Below are 15,774 nucleotides of genomic sequence, written 5' to 3'. Positions count from 1 at the left end.
CCGTGCCAGAATTCGGCGACTGGACTAGACTTCCAATGATGAATTGAAAGGTAGTGCATCGTGGCAGCGTCCAAAGAACCATTCGACATTCGCGGAACTCTTGATCTGGTCAACGGGCATCGGATCCTTCGCCTTGAACAAGAATCCAGCGACCTGCTCTCGAGCAGGGGTCAAGTGGCTCTCGATCTTCTCGGGGACTTTGCCGGGAGCACCGTAGTGATTGATCCCGACGGGCGTCGCGGACACTGGCTGGATCTCGAAGCGGATCAAGCGCCAGCACTCGAGGGCGAACCGGGGCAGCAGTTCCAGCTATTAGTTCAGCCAAGTTCCAGCTGGCCCGAAACCACGGTGCCCTCTGACCTCGCCGAAGCTCTGGAGGAGGCCAGCGACCTGGATTCGACCTGGGTTGGATTGACCCCGATGGCTCGGTGGGAATGGGTTCGCTGGGTAGGTTCCACCAAGAATCCCGATACTCGCCAGCGTCGCGTTGAGGTCAGCATCTCCAAGCTGCGCGATGGCAAGCGCCGTCCTTGCTGTTTTGACCTGTCCTCGTGCACCAACCCGGACCTGGCCAAGAGCGGGAAGCTCGTCGAGTAATTCGTCCCAGCGGTGACCGGGAGCTAGCGGTCCCCATCGATCACAGTGGAACCGCGTACGACCAGGGAACTGGGCAGCATGCTCTGCAGCGGTTCTGGGCTCTTGCCCTCGAGCAAGGAGCGCAGCTTCAGGGCCGCCAAGCGCCCGCCTTCCTGGGCGTTGAGCTGCACCGAGGTAATGGCGGGGTTGGACGTGGCCGAGTAGGGCAGGTCGTCAAAGCCTGCCACGGCCAGCTGCTGCGGGATGCGAATCTGAAGCGTGCGGGCAGCGTGGAGCACGCCGAAGGCGTGGTTGTCGGTGGCGCAACCCAGCGCCGTGACCCCAGCCTTTTTCCATGATGGCCAGTGCTCGCTGAAGGCGGCGGATGCGGCCGTGACATCGATCATGGAGCTGGCGACCGAACTGGGCAAGACCTCGATGCCGAAGTCCCCAGCTGCCTGGAGGAATGCTTCCCGGCGCACCGCGAGCGTCTCCGTTCCGGTGATTGCATCCAAGTACGCGGCCCGGGTGTGCCCCTGCGCGGCAAAATGCGCCACCACATCGCGGGCTCCTTGGGCCACATCCATATTGACGGCCGGGAATTTCGCGCTAATGCCAGGGGCATCAAGGGCGACCATGGGCAGGTTGCCGCCAATTTCCTCAAGGAATTCCTGGCTCGGCGCGTGCACTAGTAAACCAGCCGGACGAAGGCCCAGTATTTTGCGGGTTTCGCTGGCGCTGGGGGAGACGCCGGCATCGGTGACCGAGAGCATCAGCTGGTAGTCGCTGGCCAGCACCGAGCGAACACCGGCGATGACCTTGGCGAAGAACGGGTTGGAAATATCCGGGGCCACCAAGACAACCAGGGAGCTGACGCCCTTGGCCAGTGAACTGCCGATGCTGTCGACAACGTAGCCGAGTTCTCGGATGGCCTCGCGCACGCGCTGCTCATTCTTGGCGGAGACTCGTCCGGAGGATTTTCCGTTGGCGACCAGGGAGACCGTTGCCGTGGACACGCCTGCATGCGCTGCCACCATGGCTGCGGTGACCCGGCGTGGTTCGCGGTGATTTCCGGTCTTCTCAGCAATCGTCATGGCTCCATCGTAGTCGCACATCCGCCGGACCAACTCACAAGTTAAGCGCTTGACGCAACTCGGAGAACAGGAAAGAATTGCCTAGGATGAAGTACTTCGCATCGTGATCAATGACCGGCCGCCCGCCGGCGGAAAATAAGGAGGGCATCATGGCCCAGGACAGTGAAAAGCCCCGCAAGATCATTCTGGACTGCGATCCAGGGCATGATGATGCGGTTGCCATGATCCTGGCCCACGGAAGCCCCGCCATCGATTTGCTGGCCGTCACCACCGTCGCAGGAAACCAGACCCTGGAGAAGGTCACCGCCAACGCGCTCGCCGTGGGAACCATCGCCGGCATTAGCGGGATCCCTTTTGCCGCCGGCTGTGCCCGGCCGCTGGTGCGCGAGGTGGAAACCGCCGCAGCGGTCCATGGTGACTCGGGCATGGACGGACCGGAACAACCGGAATCGGCCATTGAACTGGACCCCCGCCACGCGGTGGACGTCATCATCGACCTGGTCATGAGCCACGAACCAGGGGAGATTACCCTGGTTCCAACCGGGGCACTGACCAACATTGCGCTCGCCGTGCGCAAGGAACCGCGGATCGTCTCCCGGGTGCGCGAAGTGGTGCTGATGGGCGGCGGCTACCATACCGGCAATTGGAGCGCCGTGGCCGAATTCAACATCAAGGTGGACCCGGAAGCCGCGCACATCGTCTTCAACGAAGACTGGCCCGTGGTCATGGTTGGACTGGATCTGACCCACCAGGCGCTGGCCACCGCCGAGGTCGTGCAGAGCATCGAGAGGATCGGTACCGGACCGGCCAAATTCGTGCGCGAACTGATGGACTTCTTCGCCCGGGCCTACCGCGACCACCAAGGCTTTGACGCACCACCAGTCCACGATCCCTGCGCGGTGGCCTACGTGATCGACCCGCAGATCGTGCGCACCGTGAAGGCGCCGGTCAACGTGGAACTTCGCGGGGATCTGACCCTTGGCATGACGGTCACCGACTTCCGCGCTCCAGCCGGTGAACAGTGCAACACCTCGGTGGCCGTGGACCTGGACCACGACGGATTCTGGGGTCTTGTGACCGACGCGCTGCAGCGCATCGGCGAAGTCACAGCCGGGAAGTAGAACAACTTCTGGCTAATGTGGGGCACATCAATGCCAATTAGGCTCAGACCTGCATAAACTGGGATCACACGAAGATCAGGAGGCGTAATGGCAGGAAAAACCCCGCACCAGAACGTGACGTTCCCATCCTCGGGTGCGCAAGCACACGGCTACCTGGCGGTGCCTGACTCCGGAAAGGGCCCCGGGGTTATCGTGATCCAGGAATGGTGGGGCCTGACTGACCATATCCGGGATATCGCGGACCGACTCGCTGCCCTCGGCTTTGTAGCCCTCGCACCGGATCTGTACGGCGGATCCATCACCCACGACGGTGAAGAAGCAGGGCAGATGATGGCCGATCTTCCCGAAGCGAAGGGTGCCCAGCTTCTGGCTGGAGCCGTGGATTACCTGCTGGCCAACGAGCATGTCACCAGCGAGAAGCTCGGCGTGATCGGATTCTGCATGGGTGGCGGATTCGTCTTGCAGCTCGCCGCGCAGCAGGGCGAAAAAATCGCGGCGGCCGTTCCGTTCTACGGTGTCGGCCAGGGTGTGCCCAATGATTTCTCCGGAATCCGTGCCGAGATCCAGGGCCACTACGCCAACTTTGATGAAATGTACCCGCCTGAGCAGGCCCGCGCCCAGGAGGAGCAAATCCGCAAGCAATCCGGCGCCAACGTGAAGTACTACTTCTACGACGCCAAGCATGCCTTCCACAATGACGAAAATACCGCCGGAAATTACGACCCTGAGCAGGCAGTTATCGCTTGGGAACGCGCCGTCGGCTTTTTACAGGATAAAGTGGCCTCAAGGCCATAAAGTGTTATACATCACTTAATAGCATCACTTACTAAATAAGGAGAGCAATATGTCAGAAACCATCATCGTAGGTGTCGACGGTTCGGAAACCGCACAGCGCGCAGCTCGCCGTGCCGCGGAACTGGCACTGAAGCTCGACGCTGAATTGGTGGTCGTCACCGCTCACGCCTCGGACAACACCGAAGTCGTTTCCATCGGTTCCGACACCTGGATCCTGGACGACGCAGAGCAGGCTCGCAAGCTGGCCCAGCGTGTTGCCAACGACGTGAAGAACAGCGTCCCAGGCGTTAAGATCACCGCCGCAGCAGGCCACGGAAAGCCAGGCGACGTGCTGATCTCCGACGCTGAGGACCGCAAGGCCTCGATGATTGTCGTCGGTAACGTGGGCATGAAGGGCCTGGGCCGCGTGCTCGGTTCCGTAGCTTCCTCGGTAGCCCACTCGGCACCATGCGACGTACTGGTTGTGAAGACCGACAAGTAAGCCAAAGCGCTTGCGCTGACAAGGCGGGTACCGTTCATCGGTACCCGCCTGCAGCATTTAACCCCGCACAGCGTAGGCTTAACCCGTGCAAACTCTTCGAATCGCCTACGCCACCGGCGTCACCCCCGGCAAATGGATGGATCGCTTCAAGGAGCGCTATCCGAAGGTTGAGCTCCAAGCTTGGCGCCAGGATGACGGCGAGATTCTTGATCTGCTGGCCGAGGATCGGGCCGACGCGGTGTTCGTGCGCTACCACGGGGAATCACCCAAGGACCAAACCCGCCACGTGATCCCGCTCTACGAGGAACTCGAAGTGGTCTGCGCGGCCAAGGACCACGAGGCCGAATACTACGACGAATCCATCCCCGCCGAGGTGGTCGCGGGTTTCGCGCAGCTGGATATCGCCGACTATCCCGAAGCGGTAGGCGGCATCGGCGTTGCCATGGAAGTGGTGGCCTCGGGCGCCCAGGTCCTGCGCGTGCCACAGAGCATTGCCCGGCTTTTTGCCCGCAAGGATGTCATTTCCCGCTTTGTGGAAGGCGGCACGCCAACGCAGGTGGGCATCGCATGGCCTGCAGCCATGGAAGACACCGCCTTGCTCGAGGAATTCATCGGGATCGTGCGCGGGCGCAGCGCAAATTCCTCCCGCCAGGCTTCGGTGCGCAACCACGAGCAGAAGGCCAAGCGCGTCAACGACAAGGCGAAGTTCGAAGCCAAGCTCAAATCCCAGACCGCGGCCAAGCGCCAAAAGGAGCTGGCCAAGAAGCAGGCGCGCAGCAATGGCGGCAAACCAGGCAAGCCCGGCGGATCCAAGGGGCGCAAGAAACGCTAGAACCGGCCCGCGGGCATGGGTAGAGTGAAGCCATGAAGCAATTCGATACGCTCGCGCTGTCCTCGCGTGGCCCTGCCTTGATCCTGACCATCAACCAGCCGAAGTCGCTCAATGCCTTGGCCCAGGAGGTAGTCAACGACCTGGAAGCCTTTGTCGACTGGTTCGAAACCACCGGATTCGAGTACCGCGGCGTGATCATCACCGGTGCCGGGGAGAAGTCCTTTGTGGCCGGAGCGAATATCGTGCAGATGAATGCCATGGACGCACAACAGGCCCTGGCCTACGGGCGGCAAATGCATTCGGTGACCGAGCGCCTGGAATCCCTGCAGGTTCCGGTGGTCGCCGCGGTCAACGGCTTTGCCCTCGGCGGCGGCTGCGAAATCGCTCTGGCTTGCGACTTCATCTACGCGTCGGAGAATGCCAGCTTCGGCCAGCCTGAAGTCAACCTGGGCCTGGTGCCCGGCTTTGGCGGATCCGTGCGTCTTCCGCGCCGGGTGGGCAGTGCCATGGCCCGCGAGCTGATCTTCACCGGGCGCCGGATCAAGTCCGCCGAGGCATTGCGCATCGGCTTGGCCAACCGGGTGGTGCCTGCCAGCGAACTGATCGACCAGGCCGTGGCCGCCATTGAAGAGATCGCCGCTGTTTCGCCCACCGCTGTGGCCAACGCCAAAACCGCGCTGGTGGCGATGGATGCACTGAACACCCACGATGCCCTGCTGGTTGAAGCGGACTCCTTCCAGCGTGCCTTCACCACCAATGACTCGGTGGAGGGCCGGGCCGCCTTCGTTGAAAAGCGATCGCCGAACTTTCCCGGCAACTAGTGATGCACTACGGGGCGCACCCTGACCAGCACCTGCAGTTTTTCGATCCCGAGCAGAGCACGGCTGCCGGTGCGGTGATGATCATCCATGGCGGGTACTGGCGCGAGAAGTACACGGCGCAACTGGGTGTTCCGCTGGCCCGGGACCTGGCCGCACGGGGGATACCGGCCTACAACCTGGAATACCGGCGGGGGCCCGGCAGCGCGGCGGCGATGCTCGCCGACGCCCGTCTGGCCTTGGGGCTGATCAAGGAGGAAGGGCCGATTACGCTGATCGGCCACTCGGCCGGGGCCCAGCTGGCCTGCGTGCTGGCTGCCAATGATTCGCGCGTCACCCAGATCATCAGCCAGGCCGGGTTGCTGGATCTGGAATATGCGCGCAAGCTGGCGCTCAGCGACTCGGCGGTGGACCTGTTGCTGGACGGCGCGCCGCTGGCCACCTACAATCCGGTGGAATTATGGCCGATGCCCGCCCGTGTCGTAATCTTTCATGGTCGGGACGATGCCGACGTTCCTTCGAGAATTGCCCGGCGCGCAGTCCAGAAGGCGGCGGCACTCGGACAGGACTACCGCTTCGCGATGTTCCAGGGCGATCATTACACTTGGATTGACCCGCGCAGCAGCCAATGGGCCGCCTGCGTGCGCGCCCTGTCACCCCTGCACTATTAATAAGGAGCAGCATGAACCCGACCGTGATCGGTGAAGCCCTCGTTGACGTCCTGGCTTCGGGCATCGCCCCAGCCCAGGAATTTGTTGGCGGCAGCCCGCTGAACGTCGCGGTGTCACTGGCCCGCCTGGGTTACCCCGGAACCTTGATCTCGCGGTGGGGCGCCGATGACAAGGGCCGGAAGATCGAGGAATACCTCAAGAGCAACAACGTCAAATACCTCGGCGGCGCCGACGAAGAGGCGACGGTCATCGCCCACGGCATCCTTGACCCCGCCGGCGGCGCGGCCTTCGCCTTCAATGCCTACTGGCAGATGCCGACCATTGGACCGGAACTGCCGCAGGATGTCGAGCTGGTGCATACCGGCTCTATCGCCACCTTGTTCAGTCCCGAGGAGTTGCTGCCGCTGCTGTCTGCAGCCCGCACCCACGCAACCATCAGCTATGACCCGAACCTGCGCCCGTCCCTGGTTACCAATCACGCCCAGACGGTGGCCGAGGTGGAACGCTTCGTCGGCCAGGCCGATGTCGTTCGGGTTTCGGGAATCGACCTGAAGTGGATGTACCCGATGCGTTCGGTCCAGGAGTCGGCCCGTGCCTGGCTGGATATGGGGCCGGCCATTGTCGTCTCCACCGCCGGATCGCGTGGTTCCTGGGGCGTGGTGCGTGCCGGGGACGCCGAGTTCATTGCGCCCTCCGTAGAAGTCACCGACACGGTGGGCGCCGGCGACACCTTTACCGCGGCCCTGCTGTGCTGGCTTGCCGAGCACGGCATGATTGGTGCTGCCCACCGCAAAAAGCTTGGCCAGCTGCAGATCAGCGAACTTTCCCAAGCCCTTGAATTTGCGGCCAAAGCGGCTGCCGTGACCGTTCAGCGGGCCGGCGCCAACCCGCCGCGGCGCGAGGAGCTCTAGGTGATCAAGCTGATCGCCTCAGACCTGGACGGGACCATCGTCGCCCCCGATGGCAAGATTTCTCCACGCACCCGGCAGGCCTTCTTGGACGCCCGGAAGGCCGGGATCCAGATCGTTTTCGTGACCGGCAGGCCCTTTCGCTGGCTTACCCCGATCATCGAAGCATTCGGCGGCCTGGGGACCGTGATCTGTTCCAACGGCGCGGTGCTCTACGACCTGGAACAAGACGAGGTGATCTGGTCCCGGACACTGAGCGCAGCCAAGGCCCGGGAAGCGGCCGCGATTATTTCGCAGATCGAACCCGAAGCGGCCTTTGCCGCTGAAACCACCAAGGGCCTGCATCTTGGCGAGGGCTTCGCCGATCGCCATCATAATTTTGGTGTGCAGGACATGCTGGATCTGTCTTCGGATGCCATTGACCAGGAAGGCATCGTCAAATTCCTTGCTCGCTCCCAGCACCTGGCCATTGACGACTTCTATGCCGCAGTCAGGCCCCAGCTCAGCCACCTAGTTTCCATCACCCACTCCGCCTTTGACGTGTCCCTGCTGGAGATGGCCCACGTGGACATCCACAAGGCCAGGACCCTGAATGAATACTGCCAGCGCCTGGACATCGACCCGTCTGAAGTCATGGCTTTCGGGGATATGCCCAATGACATCCAGATGCTCGAATTTGCCGGCCACGGCTACGCCATGGCCTCGGGGCATCCCACGACGCTGGCAACCGCCCGCTATTGCGCACCGCCATTGGCTGAAGACGGTGTCGCCCAAGTCATCGAGGACTTACTAAAATGACCTACGCATTCACGCACCGCGGGGTGCGCCGGTCCGATGAAGAGAATACGCTCCTTGCCTTCCAGCGCGCAGTGGAACTGGGAGTAGCCCATTTGGAATCCGATGTGCACGCCTCGGCCGATGGCACCGTCTACCTATTCCACGATGAGACGCTGGATCGGATTACCGATGCCACGGGTAAATTTGGCGAGCGCACCGATGAAGAGCTCGCGCAGATCACCGCCGGGGGACAACCGTTGTGCACGCTGGATGAACTGCTGGATGCTGTTCCGCAAGCGCGGATCGTGAACCTCGATGTCAAAGACGAGCAAGTCATTGGCCCGCTGGCCGAGTTGATCGAGCGGCGCGGGGCACATCAGCAAATCGCTCTGGCTTCATTCTCCAGCGCCCGCAGCCACGCGGTGTGCCACCTGCTCTCGGCACCCATCAGGCGCTCGCCGGGGCAACGCGAAATCATCCTCATTTGGCTCTGCGCCCACCTTTTCGGTTGGGTTCCCCAGAGGCTGGTTAAAGACTTCTGGGCGGTGCAGGTGCCCTTCAAGCAGGCATGGCTGCCGGTGGCTACGCGTCGTTTCACTAAGGCCGTCCAGCGTGCTGGTGCGCAGGTGCACGTTTGGGTGATTAACGATGAGCCAACCATGAGGCTGCTCGTTGACCAGAATGTTGATGCCATCATGAGCGATGACGCGGAGCTGTTGATGAAGGTGCTTGGATCCTGACGCAGCGGATGAAAACGATTTCATGCACTTCACGAAATCTTGCCCAGCTAGTGCTGTTCGAGGGCCTATTCGGCCGTTCCGAGGGAGCAGTACTTGATCGTATGCTGGCTCATTATTTCGGTATCTGGCTCGAAGCCGATTCCTGGAGCCGTTGGCAAGGGCAAGGTGCCGTCGTCGTTAAGAAGGTCTTGATGCGGTGCATGCCAAGGATGCAGTTGCTTTTCCCAGTTCAAGAAGGGGACTTCCAGCTCTGGACGTGCTTGGCCGTCCTGCAGGCGCACCGTAGGATCTAGGGCAATGATTTGGGCACTGGCCAGAAGAGCTGGACCGTAATAGAAACAATGGGGAATGACGTGGGCGTTAAGTCTCTTGCCGGCCTCTCGCACTTGCAGCATTGCGCTGACGCCACCGATTTTGCCAATGCTCGGTTGTGCAAACTCGATTGCTCCGCGTTCCATGTCATTGATCAGACCGTGGACTCCCGAGTGGTTCTCGCCGCCTGAAACATTGCTGAATTCGGAATTCAGCTCTTGCAGGGACTGCGAATCATCTGGAGGAAATACGGGCTCTTCGATCCATAGAAGATTCATGTCGGAAAGCTGTTCAAAAGCCGTACGGGCTTCCGGCAATCGCCATTTGCAGTTCACGTCGACCATCAACGGGTATTCCCCGACGGTTTGCCGCGCTGCCTGAATGGCTGGTTTCAACGATTCGTGCAACTTGAACGCCTTGAACCCCCGGGACATGGCGCGAGAGAGATGGAAGGAAACTTCTGTCGGGTCCTCTGCATAATGAACCAGCGATGCGTAGGCGTTGATCTCATGGCGGGCATCGGCATCAATGAATTCGCGGAGGGACTTGCCGGCTTGCTTCGACGCGATATCCCATAGGGCGATATCAATAGCGGACAGCGCGTAGTGGATTGGCCCGGTGCGTCCGAATGCATGAAAGGCGTATTCCGCAGCGGGTAGGCATTGGTCCAACTCGGTGGTTCGACCTAAGAAGAAAGGAGCTACGATATGCTCAAGCGCTGCCCACGTGGCTGGATTGGCCTTGTGCCCGAACCCTTCCCCCCAGCCAACAAGTCCCTGGACCGTGGTTATTTTTACGATCAAGGATTCCATCTGGGTGAAGGTTCTTGATGATGCATTGAAAGCATCGATTGATTCCGCATTGGAATCTTCGGTTTCGCGACGCGCCGCGTCAAATGGCAGTGAAACTAGATACAGTTCTATGGACTCAATGGCGTCTTTAAAACCGTCTCTGACTTGTGGCAATTTATGAATCCTTCTATGAACTTCGGATGCACTCCAAGAGTGCATATTGGGTTTGCGGGCTGGCATCAAGGATGCCAACGAGCCTTCGGCTAGTCATCTTGGGAATGTGGTTGACCTCACGTTGGTCTTTAGTTTAGCGTTGTGGAATAGAGATTGGAAAGCGCATTCCAAAGCATTTTGGCGAAGCATTTTTCGAAGCAAGGAGTCAGTCATGTCGGTCCCGATTCGCAAGGGGCACCTTAGCGTTCTGTTGAAAGGAGGTGATGGCCAGTGAGTGCCATTGCCGAGTTGCAAAGCCTAAATAAGACCAAGGGTCGGAAGGTTTCTGCAAAAGACAACAAGGCAGCTCATATCTTCCTCATCCCGTGGACGATAGGGCTCTTCCTGGTCACCCTGGGGCCGATGGCGATGTCGCTGTACCTCGCCTTTACGGATTACAACCTGTTGCAATCACCGGAGTTTACCGGTTTTGACAACATCCAGCGGATGCTTGATGACCAGCGACTTCACAACTCACTACGAGTGACCTTCACTTACGTCTTGATTGGCGTACCGCTGCAGCTGGCAGTAGCACTCGGCGTCGCCATCCTGCTCGACAGGGGAATGCGCGGACTCTCGTTCTACCGATCCGTTTTCTACTTGCCTTCAATGCTCGGTTCGTCCGTAGCTATCGCAGTGCTATGGAAGCAGATCTTCGGAACCACCGGTCTGGTCAACCAGATGCTGGACCTTGTAGGAATTCAAGGTATTGGCTGGATTTCCGATCCCAATACTTCTCTTGGAAGCCTGATCCTGCTCAATGTCTGGACTTTCGGTTCACCGATGGTGATCTTCTTGGCAGGCCTGCGCCAGGTACCCGCGATGTACTACGAAGCCGCGTCAATTGACGGGGCCACCAAATGGCGACAGTTCCGCAGCATTACACTTCCAATGATTAGCCCGATCATCTTCTTCAACCTCGTGTTGCAGATCATCGGTGCATTCCAGAACTTCACCCAAGCCTTCATCGTTTCCAATGGTTCGGGTGGACCGGCTGACTCCACGATGTTCTTCACTCTGTATCTGTATCAGCAAGGCTTCAAGCAATTCGACATGGGATATGCCTCGGCAATGGCCTGGCTTCTGGTCCTCATAGTCGGAGCTTTCACTGCCGTGAACTTCTTCGTTTCAAAGTATTGGGTGTTCTACGATGACTAATCAAACTTCGGTGCCGAGGTCTGGGGATCTTGACCAGGCAAAGCAAGGCCATATTCTCGACGAGGAGAAGATGCTAGGCCAGAAACCACCAGCCGGTGGAACCGACGCCAAGGGCCGCAGGGTCAAGGGGCACAAACCCAAGATGCGTACACCATGGCGTTCAGTGCTGAAGCACGCCTTATTGATTCTGGCGGCGGGTGTGATGATCTACCCGCTGCTGTGGATGGTAGCAAGTTCCTTCCGGCCCAATGATTTGATTTTCCGTGAAGCAGGCCTTGTCATTTCGCAGGTGGACTGGAACAACTACCCCAACGGGTGGGATGCCTTGTCCGAGCCGTTCAGCAAGTACCTGCTGAACTCGGCCGTCCTGGTCCTTGGCTGCATTATCGGAAACTTGGTCTCATGTTCCATGGCGGCATACGCGTTTGCCCGGCTTGAATTCAAGTTCAAGAAAATCATGTTCGTGCTCATGCTCATGACGATCATGCTTCCGATCCACGTGATCATCGTGCCCCAGTACGTGATGTTCTCGCAGATCGGGTGGGTCAACACCTTCTGGCCGATTATTGTCCCGAAGCTGTTGGCAACCGACGGGTTCTTCATTTTCCTCATGATCCAGTTCATTCGCGGTATTCCCAAGGATATGGACGAAGCTGCCCGTATCGATGGCGCGGGGCATCCCCGGATCTTCCTGCAGGTGATCTTGCCGCTCATGGTTCCAGCATTGGCCACGACAGCGATCTTCACCTTCATCTGGACCTGGAGCGACTTCTTCACCTCTCTGATCTACCTGACGAACCCGAGCAATTACACCGTGCAGGTGGCATTGAACGCGTTCATCGACTCCACAGGTGAATCCAACTGGGGTGCACTTTTCGCCATGTCGATCATTACCCTCATCCCGGTCTTCCTGGCCTTCCTTTTCGGCCAGAAGTATCTGGTCAAGGGCATCGCCACGACCGGCATCAAATAAACAGATGCCAATGGCCCGGAGCTTCAGAGCCCGGGCCATTGGCATGTTTGATACCTACGCAATCACTGCGGTTCATAGCTAAGGAGTAAACACATGGAAACAACCAAGCGCACGCGCTACGTATTGATCGGCGCCGGAAACAGATGCGAAATGTACATCACTTCCATGCTCGGAGATCACAACGGCGTCGCTGAATTGGTCGCCTTGGCGGATACGAACCCGGGGCGCATCGAGTACTACCAAGATGTTGTCGAGCAGACCTTTGGAGAACGCCTAGGCTCCTTCGACCCCGAAGACCTGGAGCCCTTCATCCAGGAAAACTCCATCGACCGGGTTATCATCACGACACCGGACTATACCCATGCTTCACTGATTTGCACCTCCATGTATGCCGGAGCCGACGTCATCGTGGAAAAGCCGTTGACCATCGATGCTGAGAGCACCGCCCGCATCGCACAGGCCGTGGCCGATACTGGACGCGAAGTGATTGTGGCCTTTAACTATCGCTACTCTCCGAGAAACACGGCCTTGAAAAAAGCCATTGACGAGGGACTAATTGGTCGGGTGACATCCATCGACTTCAGTTGGATGCTCGATACTGTTCACGGCGCGGACTACTTCCGCCGCTGGCACCGACTCAAAGAGAATTCCGGCGGGCTGCTGATCCATAAATCAAGTCATCACTTTGACCTCGTTAACTGGTGGCTCGAAGACTCGCCGCACAGCGTCTTCGCCGCTGGCGGACTGAAATTCTACGGGCCAAAAAATGCTGCGGCCAGGGGCTTTGAAACGCACGAACGAGGTACTCATGATCTCAGTGACCAAGAACCTTTTGACCTTGATCTGCGCAGCGATGAACGGTTGGAAAAACTGTATTTGGCCAATGAGCATTTTGATGGCTACCGGAGAGATCAAGGCGTTTTTAATGGGCAAATTTCCATTGAGGATAATCTGAGCCTGACCGTTCAGTACGAGAAGGGGCCAATTCTCTCCTATTCGCTTAATGCGCACAGCCCTTGGGAAGGATATCGAGTGGCTATTAACGGAACCGAAGGCCGGCTTGAACTGGATGTTGTCGAACGGGCAGCAGTCCTGCCGGCTTCGGGTGGGCGTCCCGTCGATCCGTCCTACAGCGACGATGGCCAGAGCAGCAAAGTGCGCTCCAAAGGTGAGCGACTTGTAGTGCAGCGACATTGGCAGGAAGCGCAAGAAATTCCGATTATCAATTCGGAAGGATCGCATGGTGGAGGTGACAAGCTGCTGCTTCAAGAACTCTTCGAAGGCCGCCAAGTTGATGCCTACTCGCGACAGGCCGGATTCTTGGACGGAGTGCGTGCTATCGCCGTGGGAATCTGCGGGAACAAATCTTTGGAAACCGGCGAGTCAATGGATGTAGCACACGCCGGACTTGGTGTTAATTTGTCGTCAGCTGAACAGGTTCAGGTGTAATTGAATTCATGAGTGAGAAAGTTATTATTACCGGAGGTTCTGGCCGGTTGGGACGGGCGGTTGTCGAAGGTTTCGCGGCTGCAGGACACGATGTCGTTTCACTGGACCGAGGGCTACCCGAAGAACCAGTGGCCGGCGTTGACTATCGCAGCATCGACCTGATGAATGCCGAAGCCACGCACACAGCATTCAAAGAAATTTCTCCTCAGGCCGTCGTCTCGCTAGCTGCCATGGCCGTACCATTTATGGCTCCGGAAGAAGTTCTGCTTCGGACCAATGCGACTATCGCGCACAACGTCACCTCGGCCGCTGTGGAGTCTGGCGCGACGCGTGTGGTCCTGGCCTCCAGCCCATCGATCATGGGCTACGGATCACCCGGTGGCTGGGTTCCGGAAAAGCTCCCGCTGGACGAAAACGAAACACCGCGGCCGTGGCATGCCTACGGATTGTCCAAGTATGTCGCTGAACAGATCGCGGCCATGTTCGCCGCCAAGATGGGGCCGGAGAGCCCGGTCAAATTTGCTTCGTTCCGTCCCTGCTTTGTGATTGCGGAAGAAGAATGGGACGGATCACCGACCCAGCAGGGTCACACGGTAGCTGAGCGTTTGCGGGATCCGAAGCTATCAGCACCGGCGTTATTCAATTATGTAGATGCCCGCGACGTTGCAGACTTTCTGCTGCTGCTGCTCGAGCGATTTGACCGCGTGGACAATGGTGCGGTGTTCTTCGTGGGAGCCAAGGACGCCATGGCTACTCGACCACTCTCGGAGATCATTCCAGAGATCTACCCGGAGCTCGCGTCGCTGGCTACAGGCCTGACCGGAGATAGCCCCGCCTTCAGCATTGATAAAGCACGCGAAGTGATCGGTTGGGAACCGAAGAGAAGCTGGAGATCCGAGCTCAAAGCCAAGGTCTAGGGCCTTCGCACAGAGAAAACTGGTGGGTGAGGGGAATCGAATTCCCCTCACCCACGAATTTTTCCAGGCTCTTTTATCGTTGTAGTACCCGGGGCCGGGGCAATCCGTTGACCACAGTCGTTGGCCAATGAGGGTCCACGCTAAGAACTTCGATGGCACCGGATTCAGTCAACAGCATGGTGTCCTCGACTTTAAAAGTCTGCCCATTGCGTTGTGCGCTCGGGTTGAACGCGAAGACCTGGTTTGCCTGGAATCGGTCTGTTGCTCCGGGAGCCAGACGTGGATCCCGGCCGTTGAACCCGGCAATTCCGCCCTGATGGTGTCGCGTCCACTCCAGCTCGTCAAAACCGTGATCTGGATAGGCTTGCTGGATGATAGGCAGCAGTTCACCGAGGGCCCTGTCTTCCACGATGCCGGAAATAATGTCTGCCTCGACGCCAAGAATGTCATTTTCCCCGGCGATTTCTTGCTCTGTGGGCGGCTCGAAACGAACCCAGCGCGTGAGATTGGCAATCAGTCCGTTCCGCCTTACGCATAGCACCGCCATGGCCTTGCGGCCCAGCGGTGCCTTTGTCGGTAGTGGATGCCGGTATTCGGCGCGGGTGGAACCGCTCACCAGAGCCACCAGCACTTCTCCCCCCAGCGTCATGGCACCGGCAGCAAGCTTGGCCGCGACCTCAAATTCGGTGTCATCGCTGGAAGCGGCGGACAAAACCTCGGTCATCACTGAGGCAGTGTCCTGGCACAGCTGGCGGTAGCGGTCCACTTCTGTTGCAGTTAAGGCCGTGCGCATGGCACGGAGCTCCGGGCCGAGCTCGGACTCTGCGAGAATCTTCCATTCTGCGGCTTCGGGGAACCAGGCACTGATCTCGTCCAGCGGCTCGTACCAATTGGTGACGTGCAGATTCACCGGATTCTGATCATTGAGTTCTTCGTCCTGCAGCCGTTGCGCTTCGCTGATTGAAGTAGCAAGCTCGCAGCCTTCAGCGTGAATCAAAACCCGGGCGACGGGAGGCGCTGCAAGTGAAACATGCGTGCGCGCGCCACCGAGGAGCCACGCTAGCGAGGCGGGCGTGGAGAGCAACACCGCTTGCGCACCCCGCGCCCGGACGATTTCCATGAGCTGAGTATGCTTTTTCGTGTACTCG

17 protein-coding genes are annotated in these 15,774 nt (G+C 59.1%); 14 read left to right on the top strand and 3 right to left on the bottom strand.

The genetic code is table 11. From position 1 onward, the window contains the following. The first annotated feature begins 60 nt into the window (after positions 1 to 60). The gene (locus tag ACT7DV_RS05400) at positions 61 to 597 is read left to right on the top strand and encodes a YdeI/OmpD-associated family protein (protein ID WP_444661225.1); all 537 of its coding nucleotides are present in this window, start codon (positions 61 to 63) and stop codon (positions 595 to 597) included. A gap of 23 nt (positions 598 to 620) precedes the next feature. Here the strand turns inward: ACT7DV_RS05400 and ACT7DV_RS05395 are convergent, their stop codons facing one another. Beyond that, positions 621 to 1,670: a LacI family DNA-binding transcriptional regulator gene (locus ACT7DV_RS05395; RefSeq protein WP_444661224.1), complete on the bottom strand. Its 1,050-nt coding sequence runs from the start codon at positions 1,668 to 1,670 to the stop codon at positions 621 to 623. A gap of 149 nt (positions 1,671 to 1,819) precedes the next feature. Between ACT7DV_RS05395 and uriH the strand changes: the two genes are divergently transcribed. The 9 genes from uriH to ACT7DV_RS05350 all read left to right on the top strand — a co-directional run bounded on the left by uriH (position 1,820) and on the right by ACT7DV_RS05350 (position 8,813). Then, complete coding sequence (gene uriH, locus ACT7DV_RS05390) at positions 1,820 to 2,791, top strand: uridine-preferring nucleoside hydrolase UriH (RefSeq protein ID WP_444661223.1); 972 nt, start codon at positions 1,820 to 1,822, stop codon at positions 2,789 to 2,791. 87 nt (positions 2,792 to 2,878) lie between these two features. Continuing rightward, the gene (locus ACT7DV_RS05385; protein ID WP_444661222.1) at positions 2,879 to 3,586 is read left to right on the top strand and encodes a dienelactone hydrolase family protein; all 708 of its coding nucleotides are present in this window, start codon (positions 2,879 to 2,881) and stop codon (positions 3,584 to 3,586) included. Positions 3,587 to 3,635: 49 nt separating this feature from the next. Continuing rightward, positions 3,636 to 4,067: a universal stress protein gene (locus ACT7DV_RS05380; protein WP_444661221.1), complete on the top strand. Its 432-nt coding sequence runs from the start codon at positions 3,636 to 3,638 to the stop codon at positions 4,065 to 4,067. 85 nt (positions 4,068 to 4,152) lie between these two features. Continuing rightward, the gene (locus tag ACT7DV_RS05375; protein ID WP_444661220.1) at positions 4,153 to 4,899 is read left to right on the top strand and encodes a LysR family transcriptional regulator substrate-binding protein; all 747 of its coding nucleotides are present in this window, start codon (positions 4,153 to 4,155) and stop codon (positions 4,897 to 4,899) included. Between the two features lie 32 nt (positions 4,900 to 4,931). Next, positions 4,932 to 5,720, top strand: coding sequence for an enoyl-CoA hydratase/isomerase family protein (locus ACT7DV_RS05370; protein WP_444661219.1), 789 nt, complete (start codon positions 4,932 to 4,934; stop codon positions 5,718 to 5,720). Next, complete coding sequence (locus ACT7DV_RS05365) at positions 5,720 to 6,388, top strand: alpha/beta hydrolase (RefSeq protein WP_444661218.1); 669 nt, start codon at positions 5,720 to 5,722, stop codon at positions 6,386 to 6,388. The genes ACT7DV_RS05370 and ACT7DV_RS05365 overlap by 1 nt, the downstream gene beginning before the upstream one ends. Before the next feature lie 11 nt (positions 6,389 to 6,399). Next, a complete protein-coding gene (locus ACT7DV_RS05360; RefSeq protein ID WP_195182040.1) occupies positions 6,400 to 7,299 on the top strand; it encodes a PfkB family carbohydrate kinase in 900 nt (299 codons plus the stop codon). Then, complete coding sequence (locus ACT7DV_RS05355; protein ID WP_444661217.1) at positions 7,300 to 8,094, top strand: HAD family hydrolase; 795 nt, start codon at positions 7,300 to 7,302, stop codon at positions 8,092 to 8,094. Then, positions 8,091 to 8,813 carry a glycerophosphodiester phosphodiesterase family protein gene (locus ACT7DV_RS05350; protein WP_444661216.1) on the top strand — a complete coding sequence of 241 codons (723 nt, stop codon included), beginning with the start codon at positions 8,091 to 8,093 and terminating at the stop codon, positions 8,811 to 8,813. The genes ACT7DV_RS05355 and ACT7DV_RS05350 overlap by 4 nt, the downstream gene beginning before the upstream one ends. 65 nt (positions 8,814 to 8,878) lie before the next feature. On the opposite strand, the gene ACT7DV_RS05345 is transcribed toward ACT7DV_RS05350, so the two are convergent. Continuing rightward, complete coding sequence (locus ACT7DV_RS05345) at positions 8,879 to 10,156, bottom strand: mandelate racemase/muconate lactonizing enzyme family protein (RefSeq protein ID WP_444664782.1); 1,278 nt, start codon at positions 10,154 to 10,156, stop codon at positions 8,879 to 8,881. 204 nt (positions 10,157 to 10,360) lie between these two features. Between ACT7DV_RS05345 and ACT7DV_RS05340 the strand changes: the two genes are divergently transcribed. The 4 genes from ACT7DV_RS05340 (at position 10,361) to ACT7DV_RS05325 (ending at position 14,626) form a co-directional block, all read left to right on the top strand. Continuing rightward, entirely contained in the window at positions 10,361 to 11,287 is a 927-nt protein-coding gene (locus ACT7DV_RS05340) for a carbohydrate ABC transporter permease (protein WP_444661215.1), read from the top strand. After that, a complete protein-coding gene (locus ACT7DV_RS05335) occupies positions 11,280 to 12,260 on the top strand; it encodes a carbohydrate ABC transporter permease (RefSeq protein ID WP_444661214.1) in 981 nt (326 codons plus the stop codon). The genes ACT7DV_RS05340 and ACT7DV_RS05335 overlap by 8 nt, the downstream gene beginning before the upstream one ends. Before the next feature lie 93 nt (positions 12,261 to 12,353). Then, complete coding sequence (locus ACT7DV_RS05330; protein ID WP_444661213.1) at positions 12,354 to 13,709, top strand: Gfo/Idh/MocA family protein; 1,356 nt, start codon at positions 12,354 to 12,356, stop codon at positions 13,707 to 13,709. 8 nt (positions 13,710 to 13,717) lie between these two features. Then, positions 13,718 to 14,626 (top strand): NAD-dependent epimerase/dehydratase family protein, encoded by a 909-nt coding sequence (locus tag ACT7DV_RS05325; protein ID WP_444661212.1) that lies wholly within the window; start codon positions 13,718 to 13,720, stop codon positions 14,624 to 14,626. Positions 14,627 to 14,699: 73 nt separating this feature from the next. Here ACT7DV_RS05325 and ACT7DV_RS05320 read toward each other — a convergent pair whose 3' ends face one another. Next, complete coding sequence (locus ACT7DV_RS05320; RefSeq protein ID WP_444661211.1) at positions 14,700 to 15,746, bottom strand: M24 family metallopeptidase; 1,047 nt, start codon at positions 15,744 to 15,746, stop codon at positions 14,700 to 14,702. Between the last annotated feature and the right edge of the window lie 28 nt (positions 15,747 to 15,774).

The organism is Glutamicibacter sp. TV12E (assembly GCF_052441935.1).
Classification (GTDB): Bacteria; Actinomycetota; Actinomycetes; order Actinomycetales; family Micrococcaceae; genus Glutamicibacter.
The sequence above is the reverse complement of the archived record's forward strand: the minus strand, read 5'-3'. Positions and strand labels throughout refer to the sequence as shown.

What these genes read in the sequence shown, in the direction of transcription:
- ACT7DV_RS05395 (WP_444661224.1), bottom strand. Translation starts at nt 1,670, where the DNA reads ATGACGATTGCTGAGAAGACCGGAAATCACCGCGAACCACGCCGGGTC.
- uriH (WP_444661223.1), top strand. Translation starts at nt 1,820, where the DNA reads ATGGCCCAGGACAGTGAAAAGCCCCGCAAGATCATTCTGGACTGCGAT.
- ACT7DV_RS05385 (WP_444661222.1), top strand. Translation starts at nt 2,879, where the DNA reads ATGGCAGGAAAAACCCCGCACCAGAACGTGACGTTCCCATCCTCGGGT.
- ACT7DV_RS05380 (WP_444661221.1), top strand. Translation starts at nt 3,636, where the DNA reads ATGTCAGAAACCATCATCGTAGGTGTCGACGGTTCGGAAACCGCACAG.
- ACT7DV_RS05370 (WP_444661219.1), top strand. Translation starts at nt 4,932, where the DNA reads ATGAAGCAATTCGATACGCTCGCGCTGTCCTCGCGTGGCCCTGCCTTG.
- ACT7DV_RS05360 (WP_195182040.1), top strand. Translation starts at nt 6,400, where the DNA reads ATGAACCCGACCGTGATCGGTGAAGCCCTCGTTGACGTCCTGGCTTCG.
- ACT7DV_RS05350 (WP_444661216.1), top strand. Translation starts at nt 8,091, where the DNA reads ATGACCTACGCATTCACGCACCGCGGGGTGCGCCGGTCCGATGAAGAG.
- ACT7DV_RS05345 (WP_444664782.1), bottom strand. Translation starts at nt 10,156, where the DNA reads ATGCCAGCCCGCAAACCCAATATGCACTCTTGGAGTGCATCCGAAGTT.
- ACT7DV_RS05335 (WP_444661214.1), top strand. Translation starts at nt 11,280, where the DNA reads ATGACTAATCAAACTTCGGTGCCGAGGTCTGGGGATCTTGACCAGGCA.
- ACT7DV_RS05330 (WP_444661213.1), top strand. Translation starts at nt 12,354, where the DNA reads ATGGAAACAACCAAGCGCACGCGCTACGTATTGATCGGCGCCGGAAAC.
- ACT7DV_RS05325 (WP_444661212.1), top strand. Translation starts at nt 13,718, where the DNA reads ATGAGTGAGAAAGTTATTATTACCGGAGGTTCTGGCCGGTTGGGACGG.
- ACT7DV_RS05320 (WP_444661211.1), bottom strand. Translation starts at nt 15,746, where the DNA reads ATGGAAATCGTCCGGGCGCGGGGTGCGCAAGCGGTGTTGCTCTCCACG.